Raw genomic sequence first — 17,649 nt, 5'->3', positions numbered from 1 at the left:
CGCCATGCGGGCCAGCACCAGCGGGAAGCCGGGAACGGTAAAGGAGCCGTCTGGCCGCCGGAGACCGCCGATGCGCATGCGGCTGGCGCGGCAGAGGGTATGGGAGGCAAGCGGCGTATGACGGCCACCAAGGCGGACGCTCTTATAATCGTCGGCTTCCGAGGAGCGTTGCAGCGCCATCCCTTCACAGGGGCGCGAGGCTCGGAATCCATTTGCAACGACGCTCGCCCACGCTCTGTGCGGTGAGTTCATTCCCCCAAGAACGTGGTCGTCTTCAACCTGTCCCCCTGCGGGACCACGGAGCCGTCATGAACGCCCCTGCCTCTACCAAGCAACTGCTGAACGCCGATTGCGCCATCGCCGACCTGGGCCTCGCCGCCTGGGGCCGCAAGGAAATCGCCATCGCCGAGACCGAAATGCCCGGCCTGATGGCCATCCGCGACGAGTTCGCCAAGGCCCAGCCGCTCAAGGGCGCGCGCATCACGGGCTCGCTGCACATGACGATCCAGACCGCCGTGCTGATCGAGACGCTGCAGGCGCTCGGCGCGCAGGTGCGCTGGGCCTCGTGCAACATCTTCTCGACGCAGGACCACGCCGCCGCCGCCATCGCCGCCGCAGGCACGCCGGTGTTCGCCATCAAGGGCGAGACCCTGGTCGACTATTGGGACTACACCCACCGCATCTTCGAGTTCGAAGGCAAGAACGACGGCCCCAACATGATCCTGGACGACGGCGGCGATGCCACGCTGCTGATGCACCTGGGCGCCAATGCCGAGAAGGACATCAAGTCGCTGGGCCGCGCCAAGAGCGAGGAAGAGAAGATCCTGCACGCCGCCATCAAGGCCAAGCTCAAGGTCGACCCGACCTGGTACAGCCGCCGCCTGAAGAACATCATCGGCGTGACCGAAGAGACCACCACGGGCGTGCACCGCCTGAACGAGATGTCGGCCAAGGGCACGCTGCAGATGCGCGCCATCAACGTCAACGACTCGGTGACCAAGAGCAAGTTCGACAACCTGTACGGCTGCCGCGAATCGCTGGTGGACGGCATCAAGCGCGCCACCGACGTGATGATCGCCGGCAAGGTCGCCGTGGTGGCTGGCTACGGCGACGTGGGCAAGGGCTCGGCCCAGGCCCTGCGCGCACTCTCGGCGCAAGTGTGGGTCACCGAGATCGACCCGATCAACGCGCTGCAGGCCGCCATGGAAGGCTACCGCGTCGTGACCATGGAGTACGCCGCCGACAAGGCCGACATCTTCGTCACGACCACGGGCAACAAGGACGTGATCCGCTACGAGCACATGGTGGCCATGAAGGACCAGGCCATCGTCTGCAACATCGGCCACTTCGACAACGAGATCGACGTCGCCTCGCTGGAAAAGAACTGCCAGTGGGACGAGATCAAGCCGCAGGTCGACCACGTGATCTTCCCCAAGGTCGGCAAGAAGCCGGCCAAGCGCATCATCCTGTTGGCCAAGGGCCGCCTGGTGAACCTGGGCTGCGGCACGGGCCACCCCAGCTATGTGATGTCGTCCTCGTTCGCGAACCAGACCATCGCCCAGATCGAGCTGTTCACCAAGCCCAAGGACTACAAGGTCGGCCAGGTCTACGTGCTGCCCAAGCACCTGGACGAGAAGGTCGCCCGCCTGCAGCTGTCCAAGCTCGGCGCGCAATTGAGCGTGCTGACCAAGGAGCAGGCTGCCTACATCGGCGTGCCGGTGCAGGGCCCGTACAAGCCCGACACCTACCGCTACTGATGGCGGCACTGGGCATGCGTGCTGACCAGTTGCTGGTGGACCGCGGCCTTGCCGCATCGCGTTCGCAGGCCCAGCGGCTCATCGCCGCGGGCCTGTCGTGGCGCGTCGGCAATGGTCCCTGGAAGGCCGTCGCCCGGAACCGCGACGAGCTACCGGACGCGGCCGAGCTGCAGCTGGCGGACGCGGCAGAGTCGCGCTACGTCTCGCGCGGCGGGCTCAAGCTCGAAGGCGCGCTGCAATCCAGCGGCGTCGACCCGACCGGGCTCGTCTGCCTCGATGTGGGCCAGTCCACCGGCGGCTTCACCGACTGCCTGCTGCAGCATGGCGCGGCGCGCGTCGTCGGCGTGGATGTGGGCCATGCCCAGGTGCATCCGCGCGTGCGCGGCGACGAGCGCGTGCATTGCGTCGAGGGCGTGAACGCGCGTGCGCTCGAGCCCGAGGATCTCGGCGAGGAACTGCCTGAAGGCGGCTTCGGCCTGATCGTGGGCGATCTGTCCTTCATCTCGCAGACGCTGGTGCTGCCGGCCGTCGTGCCGTTCATGGCCGACGACGGCGCATTGCTGATGCTGGTCAAGCCGCAGTTCGAACTGCAGCCCGGCCAGGTGGGCAAGGGCGGCATCGTGCGCGACGAGGCCATGTACCCCATCGTGCGCGAGCGCGTCGAAGCCTGCTGCGCCGACCTGGGCCTGGCCGTCGCCGGCTGGTGGGACAGCGCGATCAGCGGGGGCGATGGCAACCGCGAGTTCTGGATCCTGGGGAGAAAGAAGACATGAACACGGGCACCCAACCGGCCACGCCGGTCAGCTACGAGTTCTTTCCGCCGAAGACGCCCGAGGGCGCGGCCAAGCTGCGCGGTGTGCGCGAGGCGCTGTACGCGCGCAAGCCGAGCTTCTGCTCGGTGACCTACGGCGCCGGCGGATCGACGCAGCAGGGCACCTTCGGCACCGTGGGCGAGATCCTGGCCGAGGGCGTGGACGCGGCCTCGCACTTCTCGTGCATCGGCGCCACCAAGGAAACGGTGCGCACCCAGCTGGCCGAACTGCGCGCCATGGGCGTCAAGCGCCTCGTGGCGCTGCGCGGCGACCTCCCCAGTGGCTACGGCGCCGGCGGCGAATTCCAGTACGCAAGCGACCTCGTGGCCTTCATCCGCGCCGAGACCGGCGATGCCTTCCACATCGAGGTGGCGGCCTACCCGGAGGTGCATCCGCAGGCGCGCTCTCCCGAGGCCGACCTGCAGGCCTACGCGGCCAAGGTACGCGCGGGGGCCGACTCGGCCATCACGCAGTACTTCTACAACGCCGACGCCTACTTCCGCTTCTGCGCGGACAGCCAGCGGCTGGGCCTGGACGTGCCCATCGTGCCAGGCATCATGCCGATCGGCAGTTCCACGCAGCTCATGCGTTTCTCCGACGCCTGCGGCGCGGAGATCCCGCGCTGGATCCGGCTGCGGCTGCAGGCCTTCGGTGACGACACGGCCTCCATCAAGTCCTTCGGGCTGGACGTGGTCGCGGCGCTCTGCGAGCAGTTGCTGCGCGGCGGCGCGCCGGGGCTGCACTTCTACACGATGAACCAGTCGGTGGCCACGTTGGAGCTCTGCAGGCGCCTGGGCCTGTAGATCGTTTGATGCAGCGCAAGCCGGCGGCAACCCCGAGCCGCCGGCGGCGCGGGGTTTGAGCCGCATCAAGCCGCGCGCGCCACGGTCCTTCTGTAATCGGTCCTGGGAGTGTTCCCGGACCGATGACAGAGAGAAGACCATGAACAAGCCAATGATCGCCGCGGCCGTGCTGGGCCTGGCGATGGCCGCCCCCGCATTCGCACAGAGCGCCGACGCCGGGCCCTGGCAGGTGCGCCTGCGGGCCGTGCACCTGAACAGCGACAACGGCGACAGCACGGGCCTGGGCTTGTCGATCAACGACAAGACCATCCCTGAAGTCGACATCAGCTACTTCTTCACGCCCCACATCGCGGCCGAACTGGTGCTGACAATCCCGCAGAAGCACGACCTGCGCGCAGGTGGCGCCACCGTTGGCACGCTGCGCCACCTGCCACCGACGCTGACGGCGCAATACCACTTCAACCCGGGCGGCAGCGTGCGGCCGTACGTGGGCGCCGGGGTCAACTACACGCGCTTCAGCTCGGTGCACCTGCCCCCGGGCGTGGACATCGACAGGAGCAGCTTCGGTGGCGCGCTGCAGGTGGGCGTGGACATTCCCTTGCCGTACAAGAACCTGGTGCTCAACTTCGACATCAAGAAGCTCTGGCTGGGCACGGACGTGAAGGTCGCGGGCGCCAAGGTCGGCCAGTTCGATGTGGACCCGGTGCTGTTCGGCGTGGGCCTGGGCTGGCGCTTCTAGGCGATGCCCAATGCCAGCGCCAGCGACCGGCCCTGGCGCTGCAGGCGGCCCGAGGCGGGCAACTGCCGCGCCTGTTGCTGCACGAGGTTTTGCGCCTCGGCCAGCTGGCCGCCGCGGGCCAGCGCGTCGATGTAGATCTGCTGGAACAGGTCGCGCTGCGCGTGGCTGCCGCCGATCTCGCGCAGCCGCGGCAAGGCGCGTGCGAGCGCGTGTGCCGCCTCGGCATGCTGGCCGCGGGCATGGGCCAGGAGGCCTTGCGCGGCCGGCAGGGCGACCTCGCGCCAGGTGCAGTCGTGGTCCGCGCGCTGCGCCAGGTTGGCCAGCAAGCGGTCGGCCTCGGGCCGGCCCGCGCGGGCCAGGCCGTAGAGGTACTGCAGGTCCAGGAAGGCGAGCACCTGGTCGGCCACGCGCGGGGCCAGCCACTGTGCCAGGTCCTGCCAGCGTGGGCCCACTTCCGCACCCGCGAGCTCTAGCCGGGCCAGCAGCGAGACGGCGTTGATCTGGTCCTGCGAGTAGTCCGGCAGCACGCCCCAGACCTGTTCGTCGTAGAGCCGCAGCGCGGCGTCGAACTGTTCCAGCTCGATGGCGAACAACGCGGCATGCCACCAGTTGTGCGTGCGCATGAAGGAGTTCAGGCCGGCCCAGTGCGGCGCCATCTCCGCCATGAACTGCTGGCCTTCTGCGATCCGGCCTTCGGTCAGCATCACGTGCGCCAGCGCATGGTGGGCCCAGGGCTCGCCAGGCTCGCCAGCCAGCGCCTGTTGCGCCGCCGCCTCGGCCTCGCGCAGGAAGTGGCATTGCTCCCAGCCGAAGGCCAGCATGCCGTGCAGCTGCGGCACATCGGCGGCGGCCGGCTCCACGGCGCGCGCGAGCCGCAGCATGCCCGGTGCGTCGCCGCGGTTGAACAGGTGGTACTGGGCGAGCTTGACGGAGACCAGGTCGCGCGGGAACTCGGCGGCCTGCTCTTCGTGCAGCGCGAGGGCGCGGCCGATGTCGCCTGCGACCCAGGCCGCGATGGCCGCCACGAAGCGCTGCTCGCGCGGCGTGGCCCGCGCCGCAGATGCTGCGGCGCGCGCCACGTGCGGCCCAGCGGCCGCGGGTGCGCCGGGTGTCTCGGCGAACATCTGCAGTGCCGCGGCATACGCCTGCACGAGCGCGCCGGGTTCCTGGTCCGCGATCTCCAGCAAGCGCGCGGCACGCGGCTCGTAGCGCAGCAGGCCCTGGACGAAGTCGTCCACGTGGGCGAGGCTGGCCGCGTCGTCCAGCGTGACGGGGTTGCCCAGGCTGTCGACCGGCATGCCCGTCATGCCTGGCTCAACCCCAGGACAGGGCGCCCAGGTCGTTGGCGAAGATCGGCAGGCTGGTCCACAGGCCCTTGACGTTCTTCTTGGCGATGGTGGGGAACTGCGGCTGGTACAGGAAGCCGTTGGCCGCGTCCGTGGCCAGCAGGCGCTGCGCGTCGCCGAGCAGCTTGTTGCGCTCGGCCAGGTTGCCCGTGGCCATGAGCTTGTCGTACAGCGCGCGGTACTCTTTGGAGTCGTAGCCCCAGTAGTACTCTGGCTTGGCGTAGTTGTTGAGGTCGAAGGGCTCGACGTGCGAGACGATGGACAGGTCGAAGTTGAAGCCGCCGCCGTAGGTGCCCGACAGCCACTGCGCCCATTCCACGTTCTGCGTCTTCACGTTGATGCCGATCTTGGCCAGCTGCGCCGTGATGACCTCGCCGCCCTGGCGGGCATACGGGGGCGGCGGCAGCGTCATGGTCAGTTCGATCGGCATCTTGATGCCGGATTCGGCCATCAACTTCTTCGCCTTCTCCAGGTCGAAGGGGTTGATGCCCGTGGTGTCCACGTAGCCGGGCGCGCCCGGTACGTAGTGGCTGCCGATGGGCGTGCCGAAGCCGTCGGCGGCGCCCTCGATCACGGTCTTGCGGTCGATCGCGGCCAGGATGGCGCGGCGCACGCGCACATCCTTCAGCGGGCCGCGGCGGTGGTTGAAGGCCAGGATGGTCTTGGCGCGCGAGCCGGCCAGGATGGTCTGGAACTGCGGGTTGCCCTTGAACTGCGCGACCACGCGCGTGGCGATGCGCGGGAAGGCGTCCACATCGCCGGCCAGCAGCGAGGCGGCCTGGGCGGCCGGGTCGGAGATGAAACGGAAACCGATGCGCGAGAGCTTGGCCGCGGCCGGGTTGCGGTAGGCCGCCCACTTGCGCAGCCACAGGGCCGAACCCTTGTTGTAGCTTTCCAGCTGGTAGGGGCCGGTGCCCACCGGCTTGGCGGCGTTGGTGTCCACGCTCTTGGGCTCGACGACGATGGCCGTGGCCTGGCCCAGCGCGAACGGCAGGTCGGGGTCGATCTCCTTGTTCAGCAGCACGACCGTGTAGTCGTCCACCACCTGCACGCCCAGATTGGCGAAGGTGCGCTTGTCCTTGTTGGTGCTCTTCTCGCCGCCGGCGCGCTCGAACGCGAACTTGACGGTCTGCGCGTTGAAGGGCTCGCCGTTGTGGAACTTGACATCTTTGCGCAGCCGGAAGGTGTAGGTCTTGAGGTCGGGCGAGACGTCCCAGCTTTCGGCAAGCAGCGGCACGACACGGCCGTCGGGCTGGATCTTGGTCAGCGTCTCATAGATGCTGTAGAGCGTGACCTCGGAGATGGAGGCGGCGGCGCTGACGGTCGGGTCCAGGCCGGTGGGCTCCAGCGTCATGCCCAGCACCATGGCGTCCTTGCGGTTCTGGGCGGCGGCCGGCAGCGCGGCGACGAGGGCACCGGCAGCGCTGGTGGTCAGGACGGTACGGCGGTTCAGCATGTCATCTCTCTCCGAAAAGAAGGCTTGCGGGACAAACCGCCGGACCATACCTCAAATCGGGCGGCGCTCCGGCGGTTCGGCGCGTGGCACGGCAGCGAGCAGCGCCTGGGTGTAGGGGTGCTCGGCGTGCTGGAACAACCGGGCCGTCTCGCCGCGCTCGACGATGAGGCCGCGGTGCAGCACGCAGACCTCGTCGCACAGGTGGTGCACGACAGCCAGGTCGTGGCTGATCAGCAGGTAGCTCACGCCGTACTTCTCGCGCAGGTCCTGCATGAGGTTGAGCACCTGGGCCTGCACCGAGACGTCGAGCGCGCTGACCGGCTCGTCGGCCACGATGAGCTGGGGCCGCGTGATGAGTGCGCGGGCGATCGCGATGCGCTGGCGCTGGCCCCCCGAGAACTCGTGCGGGTATTTGTCCAGGTCGCTGCTGCGCAAGCCCACTGCGGCCAGCATCTCGCCGGCAAGCGCGCGCTGCTCCTGCCGGCCCGAGTCTGCCAGCGCGGCGAGCGGCTCGGCCACGATGCGGGCCACGGTCTGGCGCGGGTCCAGCGAGCCGTAGGGGTCCTGGAACACCATCTGGAAGTCGCGCCGCGCGGCTTTGAGCGCCTGCTCGTCGAGTGCGTGCAGATCCTTGCCCTGCAGGCGCACGCTGCCGCTGGTCGGACGGTCCAGCGCCATGATCAGGCGCGCGATGGTGGACTTGCCCGAACCGGACTCGCCCACGATGCCCAGGCTGCGGCCGGCCTGCAATTCGAAGCTCACGCCGTTGAGCGCGCGAACCATGGGCAGCGGGCCGAACAGGCGCTCGCGCGGCATCGCGTAGTGGCGCACGAGGTCCTGCACTGCGAGCAGGGCCGTCATGCCGCCACTCCCGCGATTTCCGGCAGCCGGATGCAGCGCACGGCATGGTCGTGCGGCAGCAGCGTGGGCGGCGGGACTGTGGCGTGGCATTCAGGCACGGTGTGGGCGCAACGGCCCGCGAACGGGCAGCCTGGCGGCAGGTCCACGAGTTCGGGCACGCTGCCGGCGATCGTGGCCAGCCGGTGGCCCTTGGTCGCGCCCAGGGCCGGGCGGGCCGCGAACAGGCCCTGGGTGTAGGGGTGGGCGCGCTCGGCGAACACGGCGGCCGTGGGGCCGCTCTCGACCACGCTGCCGCCGTACATGACCAGCATGCGCGAGACGGTCTGCGCGATCACGCCGAGGTCGTGCGAGATCAGGATCAGCGCCATGCCGCGCTCGGCCACGAGTTCGGCCAGCAGGTCGAGGATCTGCTTCTGGATCGTCACGTCGAGCGCCGTCGTCGGCTCGTCGGCGATCAGCAGGTCGGGCCCGCAGGCCAGCGCCATGGCGATCATGATGCGCTGGCGTTGGCCGCCCGAGAACTGGTGCGGGTAGGCGTCCAGGCGCTGCGCTGCGTCGGGAATGCCCACGCGGTCGAGCAGGGCCAGGGCCTCGCGCCGGGCCTCTGCCTTGGACAGGCCGCGGTGCAGCCGCAGCGGCTCGGCCACCTGGCGGGCGATGGTGTGCACCGGATTCAGCGCCGTCATGGGCTCCTGGAAGATCATGCCGATGCGGTTGCCGCGGATGCCGCACATGGCCGACTCTGGCAGCCCCACGAGTTCCTGCCCGCCGAAGCGGATGCTGCCGCCCACGCGCGCGTTGGCAGGCAACAGGCCCATCAGCGACATCACGGTGATGGACTTGCCGCAGCCCGATTCGCCGACGATGCCCAGCGTCTCGCCGCGCGCGAGGTCGAAAGACAGGCCGCGCACGGCGTCGGCCGGGCCGCGCTGCGTGGTCAGGCCGATGCGCAGGTCGCGCACCTGGAGCAGGGGTTCGGTCATGGGCTTTACCGGGCGCGGGCCAGTCGGGGGTCGAGCAGGTCGCGCAGACCGTCGCCCAGCATGTTGAGCCCCAGCACAGCCAGCGCGATCGCCAGGCCCGGGAACACGGCCAGCAGCGGCTGCTGGAACATCAGCGTCTGCGCCTCGCTGAGCATGCGGCCCCAGGAAGGCTGCGGCGGCTGCGTGCCCAGGCCGAGGTAGGACAGCGCGGCCTCGGCCAGGATGGCGATGGCGAAACGGATCGTGCTCTGCACGATCAGCGCCGCCGAGATGTTGGGCAGCACATGCTGGAAGGTGATGGCCCAGGCGCCCTTGCCGCAGGCGCGCGCGGCCGTCACGTACTCGCGTGCCCAGACCGCCTTGGCCGAGCCGCGCGCGATGCGCGCGAACATCGGGATGTTGTAGATGCCGATGGCGACGATGGCGTTGACGATGCCGGGCCCGAACACCGCCGTCAGCATGATGGCCGACAGGATGGCCGGGAAGGCCAGCGAGAAATCGGCGAGCCGCATGATGGCTTCCTCGACCCAGCCGCGCCTGGCAGCCGCCAGCAGGCCCAATGCCGTGCCGGCCACGAGGCCGATGCCGACCGCGATCACGCCCACGAGGATGGAAGCGCGCGCGCCCACCAGCAGCAGCGAGGCCACGTCGCGGCCGAAGGCATCCGTGCCCAGCCAGTGGCTGGCCGACGGGCCTTGCAGCTTGTTGGCCATGTCCATCTCCAGCGGTGCCCAGGGCGTCCAGAGGTAGGAGAGCAGGGCGGCCGCGAGCAGCAGCGCGGTGAGCACGGCGCCAACCACGAAGCTGCGGTGGCGCATCGCGCGCGACCAGAAGCCGGGCGCCTGCAGCGGGGAGAGGACCGCACTCATATGTCGCTGGCCTTCAGGCGCGGATCGATCACGGCATACAGCAGGTCGACCACGAAGTTCACGATGACCACCATGGCCGCGAGCAGCATCACGCAGTTGCGCACCACGATCAGGTCGCGGTTTGCGATGGACTGGAAGATCAGCCGGCCGAGGCCGGGCAGGTAGAACACGTTCTCGACCACGATGGTGCCGGCCATGAGTTCGGCGAACTGCATGCCCATCACCGTGATGACAGGGATCAGCGCGTTGCGCAGCACATGGCCCCAGAGCACGGCGCGCTGCTTGAGGCCCTTGGCGCGCGCGGTGCGCACGAAGTCCTCGCGCATGACCTCGAGCACGGCCGAGCGCGTGATGCGCGCGAGGATGGCGGCCTGCACCACTGCCAGCGAGAGGGCGGGCAACACCAGCGCCTTGAGGCCTTGCCACAGGCCTTCGAAGCCCTCGCCCCAACCATCGAAGCCGCCGGCCGAGAACCACTGCAACTTGACCGAGAACAGCAGGATCAACAGGATCGCGAACCAGAAGTTCGGGATCGCGATGCCCACCTGCGTGAGGCCCATGAGGCCCACGTCGCCCATCTGGTTGTGCCTGGACGCGGCCGTGACGCCCACGACCAGCGCCAGCACGGTGGTCAGCAGCATCGCGATGATGGCCAGCGGCATGGTCAGTGCGAGACGTTCGAGGATCAGGTCCAGCACGGGCGAGCCGTAGGCGTGGCTGTCGCCCAGGTTGCCGGTGACGAGGCCGCCCATCCACTGCCAGTAGCGCGCCCAAGCCGGCTGGTCCAGGCCCAGCTTGCTCGCGAGCTCCGCCACGGCCTCGGGCGCGGCATCGGGACCGAGCAGGATCTGCGCGGCGTTGCCGGGCAGGATGTCGAGCACCAGGAAAACGATGACCGAGGCGCCGAGCAGCGTGGCGATCAGGGTGGCAAAGCGCTTGGCCAGGAACAGGCTCATGGCGCGCCGCGGATTGTTGTAGGCCTTGGGCCTTGTGTGGGGCGGGTCATCGCGGTCGCCATGATAGCCATGGCGGCGTCGGCCGGATAATCGGTCATGGCCCTGACCATCACCGATGAGTGCATCAACTGCGACGTGTGCGAGCCCGAGTGCCCGAACGACGCCATTTCCATGGGCGAGGCGTTCTATGAGATCGCCCCTGCGCGCTGCACCGAGTGCGTAGGGCATTTCGACGAACCGCAATGCGTGCAGATCTGCCCTGTGGCCTGCATCCCGGTGCATCCGGACTTCGTGGAGAGCAAGGAAAGCCTGTGGGCCAAGTACCGCAGGCTGCAGGCCGAAGCCGGCAAGCCCGCGGTCGATCAGCCCTGAGGCGTGGCCGCCGGTGCCGGCGGCTCCTGTTGCGGCGGCTCCTGCCGCGGTGGCTTGGGCCGTGGGGGCTTGCTGGTGTGGATCTGCATCATGGCCTGCGTGAAGTCGCCCGCCACCAGCAGCGGCAGCGCACGCACCGAGCGCTGGATGCATTCGTCGATCGCGTCGCGGTGCTCGGCCATGGGCTTCTTGAGCACCCAGCTGAGCACCTGGTCCTTGGCGCCTGGATGGCCGATGCCCAGGCGCAACCGCCAGTAGTTGGGCGAGCCGAGCTGCGCATGGATGTCGCGCAGGCCGTTGTGGCCGGCATGGCTGCCACCCTGCTTGAGCTTGACCTGGCCCGGCACGATGTCGAGTTCGTCGTGCGCGACCAGCACCTCCTCGGGCGCAATCTTGAAGAAGCGCGCGAGCGCTGCGACCGACTTGCCCGACAGGTTCATGAAGGTCTGCGGCTCCAGCAACCACAGCGTCTGGCCCTGGAACTGCGCGCGCGCCGCGAGGCCGAAGTAGCTCTTCTCGGGCACGGGTGCCACCTTGAGCTCGCGCGCCAGCGCGTCGATGAACCAGAAGCCGGCGTTGTGCCGGGTCTGTTCGTATTCAGAGCCTGGGTTGCCCAGGCCGACGAAGAGCTTGATCCCCATGGCTGGATTATTCCGCCGAGATCTTGGCGGCGCGGATGATGCGGCCGTTCGCCTCGTGCTCGGTGGCGATCGTGCGCGCGAACTCGGCCGCGGTGCCGCCCGTGGGCAGGTTGTCGGTGGCATGCAGCTTGGCGCGCAGGTCGGGCGTGGCCAGCGCCTTGTTGATCTCGGCGTTGTAGCGCGCGAGAAGCGCGGCCGGCAGGCCGGCAGGCGCGAAGATGCCGAACTGCGAGGACAGGTTGGCAGCCGGCACGCCGAGTTCGGCCAGGGTGGGCACCTGGGGCAGGCTGTCCAGCCGCGTGGGCGAGCCCACGGCCAGCGGGCGCAGCTTGCCGGCGCGGATGTGGTTGATCAGGGCCGGCCCGGCGTTGGTCGACAGGATCTCGAACTGCCCGCCCAGCGCATCGTTGAGTTGCTGGCCGCCGCCCTTGTAGGGGATGTGCGTGATGTCCACGCCGGTCACCGCGCGCAGCTGCGCCAGCATGATGTGGCCCAGCGAGGCCTGGCCCGAGGTGGCCCAGCGCACCGCGCCGGGTTGGCTGCGCGCCTGTGCGAGCAGGGCCTGGAAGTCGGCCGCGGCGCAGGCCGGCGTGGCGGCCAGCACCACGGGGGAGACCATCACGCTCGCTACGGGCGCGATGTCTTTCAAGGGATCGAACGGCGACTTGCCCAGGTGCGGGTTCAGCACCAGCGGGCTGACGGCGGAGAAGCCCAGCGTCGCGCCGTCGGGCGCGGCCTTGGCCACCATGTCCATGCCGATGCTGCCGCTCGCGCCGGCCCGGTTCTCGATGATGACGGTGGTGCCCAGCTGCACGGCCAGCTTGTCGGCCAGCGCGCGCGCAACCACGTCGGACACGCCGCCTGCCGGGTAAGCGACGACGATGCGCAGGGTCGACGGAATGGACTGGGCCATGCCTGCCAGCGGCAGGGCGGCCAAGGCGCCCAGCACGCTGCGGCGGGACACGGGATGGTTCATGGTTCGGTCGGTGAACGGATGCGGAAATGAAAACGGCCCGCCGAGGCGGGCCGTCGTGGCGAAGTGCAGAGCTTACTTCTTGCCCTTGCCCTTGGCAGGAGCGGCCGGAGCAGCTGCCACCGGTGCCACTTCTTCTTCGACCACAGGTGCGGTGGCGGAAGCCAGCACCGGGGCCTTGCGGCCGTGGCTGACCCACTTCACGCCCTTGGGCAGCTTGATGTCGTTCAGCGTGACGGTGCCGTTGTTCTTCAGGCCCGACAGGTCGACTTCGATGAACTCGGGGAGGTCGGCCGGCAGGCTGTTCAGTTCGAGTTCGGTCGTCACGTGGTTGACCAGGTTGTGGTCGAGCTTGACGGCATCGGACTCTTCCTCGCCCTTGAAGTGCACGGGCACCTTCTTGTTCAGGCGGGTCTTGGCATCGACGCGTTGGAAGTCGATGTGCAGCACCAACTGGCGGAACGGGTGCATTTGCACGTCACGCAGCAGGACCTTGCTGACCTGGCCGGCCACTTCCATCTCCAGAACGGAGGAGTGGAAGGCTTCCTTCTTCAGGGCGTGCCACAGTGCGTTGTGGTCCAGCTCGACGAGCTGGGGCTCGCCGGCGCCGCCGTAGACGATGCCGGGGGTCCGGCCGGTGATGCGGAGACGGCGGCTCGCACCCGTGCCCTGCTTTGCGCGCTCAAAAGCGACGAATTTCATGGTGAACTCCTGTGGGAGCGGGCCGCGACCAGCCTGCGCTCCTGTTGAAAAAACGCCGCCAGGCGCAAGGCGAGGCGGCGTCGGCTTGATGTTCCCGGCTTAGAACAGGTTGTCCTGGTCCGAGAACAGACTCATGACCGACTCGCCCTTGGCAATGCGCTGGATCGTCTCGGCGATCAGCGGTGCCACGGTGAGTTGGCGGATCTTCTTGCAGCCCGCAGCGGATTCGCTGAGCGGGATGGTGTTGGTGACGACGACTTCGTCCAGGGCCGAGCCCTGGGTGATGCGCTCGATGGCAGGGCCCGAGAAGATCGGGTGCGTGCAGTAGGCGTAGACCTTCTTGGCACCGCGCTCCTTGAGCACCTCGGCCGCCTTCACGAGCGTGCCGGCGGTGTCGATCATGTCGTCCATGATCACGCAGTTGCGGCCGTCGATCTCGCCGATCACGTGCATGACTTCGCTGACGTTGGCCTTGGGCCGGCGCTTGTCGATGATGGCCATGTCGCAACCCAGCTGCTTGGCCAGCGCACGTGCGCGCACCACGCCGCCCACGTCGGGCGAGACCACGATCAGGTCTTCGTAGTTCTTCTGGCGCAGGTCGCCCAGCAGCACGGGCGAGGCGTAGATGTTGTCGACCGGGATGTCGAAGAAGCCCTGGATCTGGTCGGCGTGCAGGTCCATGGTCAGCACGCGGTCGACGCCGGCGGACTGCAGCATGTTGGCGACGACCTTGGCCGTGATCGGCACGCGGGCCGAACGCGGGCGGCGGTCCTGGCGGGCGTAGCCGAAGTAGGGGATGACGGCGCTGATGCGTTCGGCCGAGGCGCGCTTGAGCGCGTCGACCATGATCAGCAGTTCCATCAGGTTGTCGTTGGTCGGCGCGCAGGTGCTTTGCACGACGAACACATCGCGGGCACGCACGTTCTGGTTGATCTCGACCGTGACCTCACCATCGGAGAAACGGCCGACGCTGGCAGCGCCCAGCGTGATGCCGAGGTGGTGCGCGATCTCAGCGGCCATACCGGGATTGGCATTGCCGGTGAAGATCATGAAATCGGGATGGAGGGCCTGCATCACGTGCCTCGGCTGAGTTCGCCAGAAAAAACAAAGGGCCTGGTTCTCAGGCCCGACTTGTCAGGTGGCAGGGGAAGAAGGATTCGAACCTTCGCATGCTGGAATCAAAATCCAGTGCCTTAACCAACTTGGCGACTCCCCTACACAGGTGTCCGGCAAAGCCGTCCACCGTTCAATTGTCTCCGGATGCCCACCCCGCCAAAGGATGGACTTCCATGTTGCCGCAAATCCGTGCCTGCCAACCCTGCGGAGCGACCGGTTGGTGATCACTGTCCCAGAGTGCAAACACTGCGCTTCCAGAGCCCGTCATTCTGCCATTTTTGCCGTGTGCCGAGAGCCACGAAAGGGCATCTGCGACATCGGTGCTCAGGCCTTGAGCGACGTCCTGCAAGTCGTTTCTACCGAAGTAGAAGGGGTGTGCAGCAAAGCCTGTGAGTATAGCAGTATCAGAATCGCGTTTCAACGAAGGCGACCCAAAAATTTTCGCAGTCTCCAGTCCCTGGGGTGGTTTGACCACCAGGAAGCGGGCCGGCGGGATGTCCACGGGCTGCATCGATTCGCCGATGCCTTCGACCCAGGCATTGCGGCCGAACAGGAAGAAGGGCACGTCTGCGCCGAGCGTGAGGCCGATGGCCGACAGCTGGCGCACGCTGAGGTTCAGGCCCCACAGGCGGTTGAGCGCCAACAGGCAGCTGGCGGCGTCGGAAGAGCCGCCGCCCATGCCGGCCTGCGCCGGCACGCGCTTCAGCACGCCGATGTGCGCGCCCAGCGGCGTGCCGCTGGCCTGCTGCAGCGCACGCGCGGCCCGCAGCGTGAGGTCGTCCGGCGGCAGGGCGGGGCCCAGATCCTCACGGCTCAGAAGGCCGTCCTCGCGCAGCTCGAAATGCAGCGTGTCGTGCCAGTCGATCAGCATGAAGACCGACTGCAGCAGGTGGTAGCCGTCGGCGCGGCGGCCCGTGATGTGCAGGAACAGGTTGAGCTTGGCCGGCGCCGCGACCTCGTACAGCGCCTTCACGGCTGCTGCAGCACGATGCGCAGTTCGGCGGTGGGCAGCGGTTCGCTGCGGCGCGCGACGAGGCGGCCATCGGCGATGCGCGAGAGGTCGGCCTGCCAGCCCGGCACCTCGGCCGGCTTGCCGTCGAGCCAGGCGAACAGCGCGGGCAGCGGCAGGGCGGTGCCCGTGGCTTCCTGCGTCAACGCTTCGATCGAGGGGTACTGGCGGCGTTGGCCGTCGGCCTGCAGTTCTGCCATGCCGGGTGCCCACCGCAGCTGCGCCAGCGTGGCACCGAGCGGTGAGTACAGCGAGAGCTCGCCGGCGTGCGGCGCGCCGCGCAATTCGAAGCCGGCCGAGAAGGACTGGGGCTTGTCACCATCGACCTGCAGGCCCAGCCGGCCGTTCCAGTAGGGCTGGCCGGCCGCATCGGGCGCACGTGGCGGCAGGGCGCAGGCGCTCAGGCCCAGCGCGACCGCCAGCAGCAGCACGCGCCGCGCAAGCCTGGCACTCATTGCAGCCCAGGCACGCGCAGGCGCTTGAGCGTGGTCCGCAGGGATTCGTTGTCGGCGTTCAGGCTCAGGCCTTCGCGCCAGATGGCGACTGCGCGCTCGCGCTGGCCACCGGCCCACAGCACCTCGCCCAGGTGGGCGGCGATCTCGGCATCGGGCTTGGCCTGGAAGGCCTGCGACAGGATCTTCTCGGCCTCGGCCCGGTTGCCCAGGCGGAACTCCACCCAGCCCAGGCTGTCGGCGATGTAGGGGTCGTTGGGCACGATCTCCAGTGCCTTCTGGATCAGGCGCTTGGCCTCGTCCAGCCGCACATTGCGATCGGCCAGCGAGTAGCCCAGCGCGTTGTAGGCGTGGTGGTAGTCCGGCCGCAGCTCGATCAGCCGGCGCAGCAGGCGCTCCATCTCGTCCAGCCGCGAGAGCTTCTCGGCCACCATGGCCTGCTCGTACAGCAGGTCGGTGTCGTTGGGCTCGCGCTTCAGCGCCTGCTGCAGGCGGTCGTAGGCCTCCTGGTAGCGCTTGCCATCGCGCAGCAGCTGCACCTCGGCGTTGAGCTTGGCGCGGGCCTCGGCCTCGTTGCGTTCGGGCAGGCCGCGGATCAGCGCGCGCGCCTCGTCGAACTTGCCCTGGCGCGCAAGCAGCGAGGCTCGGCGGTTCTGCGCCGCCAGCATCTCCTCGGCGTTGTCGATGCGGCCCAACCAGCCCTCAGCGGCGGCGAAGTCCTTGCGCTTCTCGGCGGTCTGCGCCAGCGCCAGGTAGGCCTGGTTCATGGCGCGCTTGCGTTGCTCGCTCTCTGGCAGCGGCTGCGCGAGAGTGAGAAAGCGCTTGAGCGACGCCTCGGCCAGCTCAGGGCGGCTGTCCTGCGTCTGCACCGAGCCCAGCACGAGCCAGCCGTCCGGAAACTCGGGATGGCGCGTGGTCAGCTGCTCCAGCTGCGCCAGCGCCTCGGCGTAGCGCATCTCGTCGAGCAGCCCGCGGGCATAGGCCAGCTGCATCTCGGGCGAGGGGCTGGCCTGCAGCTGGCGCTTGATGATGTCCTCGGCCTGCGGCTGGCTGCGGCCGAACATCTCCAGAGCCAGGATGGCCGGGGCCTGCGCGCCCGGCTCGATCTCCTGTCCGCGGCGTGCGGCTTCCAGCGCACCGGGCACGTCGCCTGCCAAGAGCCGCATGCGGCCCAGGCTGGCCCATGCCGATGCGCCCGTGGTCTGGTCCTGCAGGTAGCCCTGCAGCGACTGCTCGACGGCCTGCAGCGCGAGCTTCTTGTCGGGCACGCGGCCGTAGACGCGCGGCACGGCCAGGATGGCCGCGTTGCGTTCCATCGGCGGGCTGCCGGCGATCTCGCCGCGCAGCGGCTCCACGGACTCCAGCACCCGGTTGGCCGCGACGAGGATCTGCAGCAGGAACCGGTTCGCCTCGCGTGATTGCGGCAATGTGTCGCGCCAGGCGCGCGCAGCGCGCAGCGCGGCATCGGGCGAGCGCGACTGCAGCGCCAGCTCGACGGCACGCTGGAACAGCTGCGGGTCCTTGGCCTTGATGGCCGCGTCGAGGATCAGCGCGTAGCCGGTCGCCCGTTCGCCGCTGGAGGCGTTCATCTCGCCCAGCAGCAGCTCGTAGAACAGTTCCGCGGTCAACGCGGATGGGGTGGAGGGTGGTGTGGGTGGCGCTTCGCCATTGCTGGCGGAAGGTGCTTGCGCATGCGCCGGCAGCAGGCCCAGCAGCAATGTCAGCGAGACAAGACCACGGGCAGCCGGTCGCAGGAGTCGCATCATCGGGCCATCATAATGCAGCCCGCCAAGCCCCATGGA

Annotated in this window: 18 protein-coding genes, 1 tRNA gene and 1 riboswitch; of the genes, 5 read left to right on the top strand and 14 right to left on the bottom strand. The window is 68.6% G+C overall.

Annotated elements, in window-relative coordinates; translation table 11 throughout:
• The first annotated feature begins 154 nt into the window (after positions 1 to 154).
• A riboswitch (S-adenosyl-L-homocysteine riboswitch) is annotated at positions 155 to 233 on the top strand.
• A 75-nt stretch (positions 234 to 308) separates the two neighbouring features.
• The 4 genes from ahcY to DES41_RS08375 all read left to right on the top strand — a co-directional run bounded on the left by ahcY (position 309) and on the right by DES41_RS08375 (position 4,111).
• Complete coding sequence (gene ahcY / locus DES41_RS08390) at positions 309 to 1,757, top strand: adenosylhomocysteinase (RefSeq protein WP_114467183.1); 1,449 nt, start codon at positions 309 to 311, stop codon at positions 1,755 to 1,757.
• 14 nt (positions 1,758 to 1,771) lie between these two features.
• Positions 1,772 to 2,530, top strand: a complete 759-nt coding sequence (locus DES41_RS08385; RefSeq protein ID WP_114467791.1) for a TlyA family RNA methyltransferase — start codon at positions 1,772 to 1,774, stop codon at positions 2,528 to 2,530.
• The gene (gene metF, locus DES41_RS08380; RefSeq protein ID WP_114467182.1) at positions 2,527 to 3,372 is read left to right on the top strand and encodes a methylenetetrahydrofolate reductase [NAD(P)H]; all 846 of its coding nucleotides are present in this window, start codon (positions 2,527 to 2,529) and stop codon (positions 3,370 to 3,372) included. Before DES41_RS08385 ends, metF begins: the two co-directional genes overlap by 4 nt.
• Before the next feature lie 139 nt (positions 3,373 to 3,511).
• Complete coding sequence (locus DES41_RS08375) at positions 3,512 to 4,111, top strand: OmpW/AlkL family protein (RefSeq protein ID WP_114467181.1); 600 nt, start codon at positions 3,512 to 3,514, stop codon at positions 4,109 to 4,111.
• On the opposite strand, the gene DES41_RS08370 is transcribed toward DES41_RS08375, so the two are convergent.
• From DES41_RS08370 to DES41_RS08345, 6 genes are read right to left on the bottom strand one after another with little or no spacing between them, the layout of a single operon-like run.
• Positions 4,108 to 5,418 carry a tetratricopeptide repeat protein gene (locus DES41_RS08370; RefSeq protein ID WP_245965625.1) on the bottom strand — a complete coding sequence of 437 codons (1,311 nt, stop codon included), beginning with the start codon at positions 5,416 to 5,418 and terminating at the stop codon, positions 4,108 to 4,110. The two genes, DES41_RS08375 and DES41_RS08370, sit on opposite strands and share 4 nt — an antisense overlap.
• A gap of 7 nt (positions 5,419 to 5,425) precedes the next feature.
• A complete protein-coding gene (locus DES41_RS08365) occupies positions 5,426 to 6,913 on the bottom strand; it encodes an ABC transporter substrate-binding protein (RefSeq protein WP_114467180.1) in 1,488 nt (495 codons plus the stop codon).
• Positions 6,914 to 6,964: 51 nt separating this feature from the next.
• On the bottom strand, positions 6,965 to 7,774 hold the full coding sequence (locus tag DES41_RS08360) for an ATP-binding cassette domain-containing protein (protein WP_114467179.1): 810 nt from the start codon (positions 7,772 to 7,774) through the stop codon (positions 6,965 to 6,967).
• A complete protein-coding gene (locus DES41_RS08355) occupies positions 7,771 to 8,757 on the bottom strand; it encodes an ABC transporter ATP-binding protein (RefSeq protein ID WP_114467178.1) in 987 nt (328 codons plus the stop codon). The genes DES41_RS08360 and DES41_RS08355 overlap by 4 nt, the downstream gene beginning before the upstream one ends.
• A gap of 5 nt (positions 8,758 to 8,762) precedes the next feature.
• The gene (locus tag DES41_RS08350) at positions 8,763 to 9,626 is read right to left on the bottom strand and encodes an ABC transporter permease (RefSeq protein ID WP_114467177.1); all 864 of its coding nucleotides are present in this window, start codon (positions 9,624 to 9,626) and stop codon (positions 8,763 to 8,765) included.
• Entirely contained in the window at positions 9,623 to 10,582 is a 960-nt protein-coding gene (locus DES41_RS08345) for an ABC transporter permease (RefSeq protein ID WP_114467176.1), read from the bottom strand. Before DES41_RS08345 ends, DES41_RS08350 begins: the two co-directional genes overlap by 4 nt.
• A gap of 96 nt (positions 10,583 to 10,678) precedes the next feature.
• Here DES41_RS08345 and DES41_RS08340 point away from each other — a divergent pair, with 96 nt between their 5' ends.
• Positions 10,679 to 10,954, top strand: coding sequence for a YfhL family 4Fe-4S dicluster ferredoxin (locus DES41_RS08340; protein WP_114467175.1), 276 nt, complete (start codon positions 10,679 to 10,681; stop codon positions 10,952 to 10,954).
• On the opposite strand, the gene pth is transcribed toward DES41_RS08340, so the two are convergent.
• The 8 genes from pth to DES41_RS08300 form a co-directional block, all read right to left on the bottom strand.
• Positions 10,945 to 11,595, bottom strand: coding sequence for an aminoacyl-tRNA hydrolase (gene pth, locus DES41_RS08335; protein ID WP_114467174.1), 651 nt, complete (start codon positions 11,593 to 11,595; stop codon positions 10,945 to 10,947). The two genes, DES41_RS08340 and pth, sit on opposite strands and share 10 nt — an antisense overlap.
• Positions 11,596 to 11,602: 7 nt before the next feature.
• Entirely contained in the window at positions 11,603 to 12,571 is a 969-nt protein-coding gene (locus DES41_RS08330) for a Bug family tripartite tricarboxylate transporter substrate binding protein (RefSeq protein ID WP_114467173.1), read from the bottom strand.
• A 72-nt stretch (positions 12,572 to 12,643) separates the two neighbouring features.
• Complete coding sequence (locus DES41_RS08325) at positions 12,644 to 13,270, bottom strand: 50S ribosomal protein L25/general stress protein Ctc (RefSeq protein WP_114467172.1); 627 nt, start codon at positions 13,268 to 13,270, stop codon at positions 12,644 to 12,646.
• A gap of 99 nt (positions 13,271 to 13,369) precedes the next feature.
• The gene (locus tag DES41_RS08320) at positions 13,370 to 14,344 is read right to left on the bottom strand and encodes a ribose-phosphate pyrophosphokinase (RefSeq protein WP_114467171.1); all 975 of its coding nucleotides are present in this window, start codon (positions 14,342 to 14,344) and stop codon (positions 13,370 to 13,372) included.
• Between the two features lie 65 nt (positions 14,345 to 14,409).
• Positions 14,410 to 14,486: transfer RNA gene (locus tag DES41_RS08315), tRNA-Gln, on the bottom strand.
• 30 nt (positions 14,487 to 14,516) lie between these two features.
• Complete coding sequence (gene ispE / locus DES41_RS08310) at positions 14,517 to 15,359, bottom strand: 4-(cytidine 5'-diphospho)-2-C-methyl-D-erythritol kinase (protein WP_114467170.1); 843 nt, start codon at positions 15,357 to 15,359, stop codon at positions 14,517 to 14,519.
• Entirely contained in the window at positions 15,356 to 15,850 is a 495-nt protein-coding gene (locus DES41_RS08305; RefSeq protein WP_114467169.1) for an outer membrane lipoprotein LolB, read from the bottom strand. The genes ispE and DES41_RS08305 overlap by 4 nt, the downstream gene beginning before the upstream one ends.
• On the bottom strand, positions 15,847 to 17,613 hold the full coding sequence (locus DES41_RS08300; RefSeq protein ID WP_114467168.1) for a tetratricopeptide repeat protein: 1,767 nt from the start codon (positions 17,611 to 17,613) through the stop codon (positions 15,847 to 15,849). The genes DES41_RS08305 and DES41_RS08300 overlap by 4 nt, the downstream gene beginning before the upstream one ends.
• Positions 17,614 to 17,649 lie beyond the last annotated feature (36 nt).

The sequence above is a fragment of the Pseudorhodoferax soli genome, from assembly GCF_003337555.1.
Classification (GTDB): Bacteria; Pseudomonadota; Gammaproteobacteria; order Burkholderiales; family Burkholderiaceae_C; genus Pseudorhodoferax; species Pseudorhodoferax soli.
This window is presented reverse-complemented; position numbering and strand designations above follow the sequence as displayed.

Coding starts and splice junctions, on each gene's coding strand:
- DES41_RS08305 (WP_114467169.1), bottom strand. CDS start 15,850: ATGAGTGCCAGGCTTGCGCGGCGCGTGCTGCTGCTGGCGGTCGCGCTG.
- DES41_RS08300 (WP_114467168.1), bottom strand. CDS start 17,613: ATGATGCGACTCCTGCGACCGGCTGCCCGTGGTCTTGTCTCGCTGACA.
- pth (WP_114467174.1), bottom strand. CDS start 11,595: ATGGGGATCAAGCTCTTCGTCGGCCTGGGCAACCCAGGCTCTGAATAC.
- DES41_RS08320 (WP_114467171.1), bottom strand. CDS start 14,344: ATGCAGGCCCTCCATCCCGATTTCATGATCTTCACCGGCAATGCCAAT.
- DES41_RS08375 (WP_114467181.1), top strand. CDS start 3,512: ATGAACAAGCCAATGATCGCCGCGGCCGTGCTGGGCCTGGCGATGGCC.
- ahcY (WP_114467183.1), top strand. CDS start 309: ATGAACGCCCCTGCCTCTACCAAGCAACTGCTGAACGCCGATTGCGCC.
- DES41_RS08350 (WP_114467177.1), bottom strand. CDS start 9,626: ATGAGTGCGGTCCTCTCCCCGCTGCAGGCGCCCGGCTTCTGGTCGCGC.
- DES41_RS08340 (WP_114467175.1), top strand. CDS start 10,679: ATGGCCCTGACCATCACCGATGAGTGCATCAACTGCGACGTGTGCGAG.
- DES41_RS08355 (WP_114467178.1), bottom strand. CDS start 8,757: ATGACCGAACCCCTGCTCCAGGTGCGCGACCTGCGCATCGGCCTGACC.
- DES41_RS08385 (WP_114467791.1), top strand. CDS start 1,772: ATGCGTGCTGACCAGTTGCTGGTGGACCGCGGCCTTGCCGCATCGCGT.
- DES41_RS08345 (WP_114467176.1), bottom strand. CDS start 10,582: ATGAGCCTGTTCCTGGCCAAGCGCTTTGCCACCCTGATCGCCACGCTG.
- metF (WP_114467182.1), top strand. CDS start 2,527: ATGAACACGGGCACCCAACCGGCCACGCCGGTCAGCTACGAGTTCTTT.
- DES41_RS08330 (WP_114467173.1), bottom strand. CDS start 12,571: ATGAACCATCCCGTGTCCCGCCGCAGCGTGCTGGGCGCCTTGGCCGCC.
- DES41_RS08360 (WP_114467179.1), bottom strand. CDS start 7,774: ATGACGGCCCTGCTCGCAGTGCAGGACCTCGTGCGCCACTACGCGATG.
- DES41_RS08365 (WP_114467180.1), bottom strand. CDS start 6,913: ATGCTGAACCGCCGTACCGTCCTGACCACCAGCGCTGCCGGTGCCCTC.
- DES41_RS08325 (WP_114467172.1), bottom strand. CDS start 13,270: ATGAAATTCGTCGCTTTTGAGCGCGCAAAGCAGGGCACGGGTGCGAGC.
- DES41_RS08370 (WP_245965625.1), bottom strand. CDS start 5,418: ATGACGGGCATGCCGGTCGACAGCCTGGGCAACCCCGTCACGCTGGAC.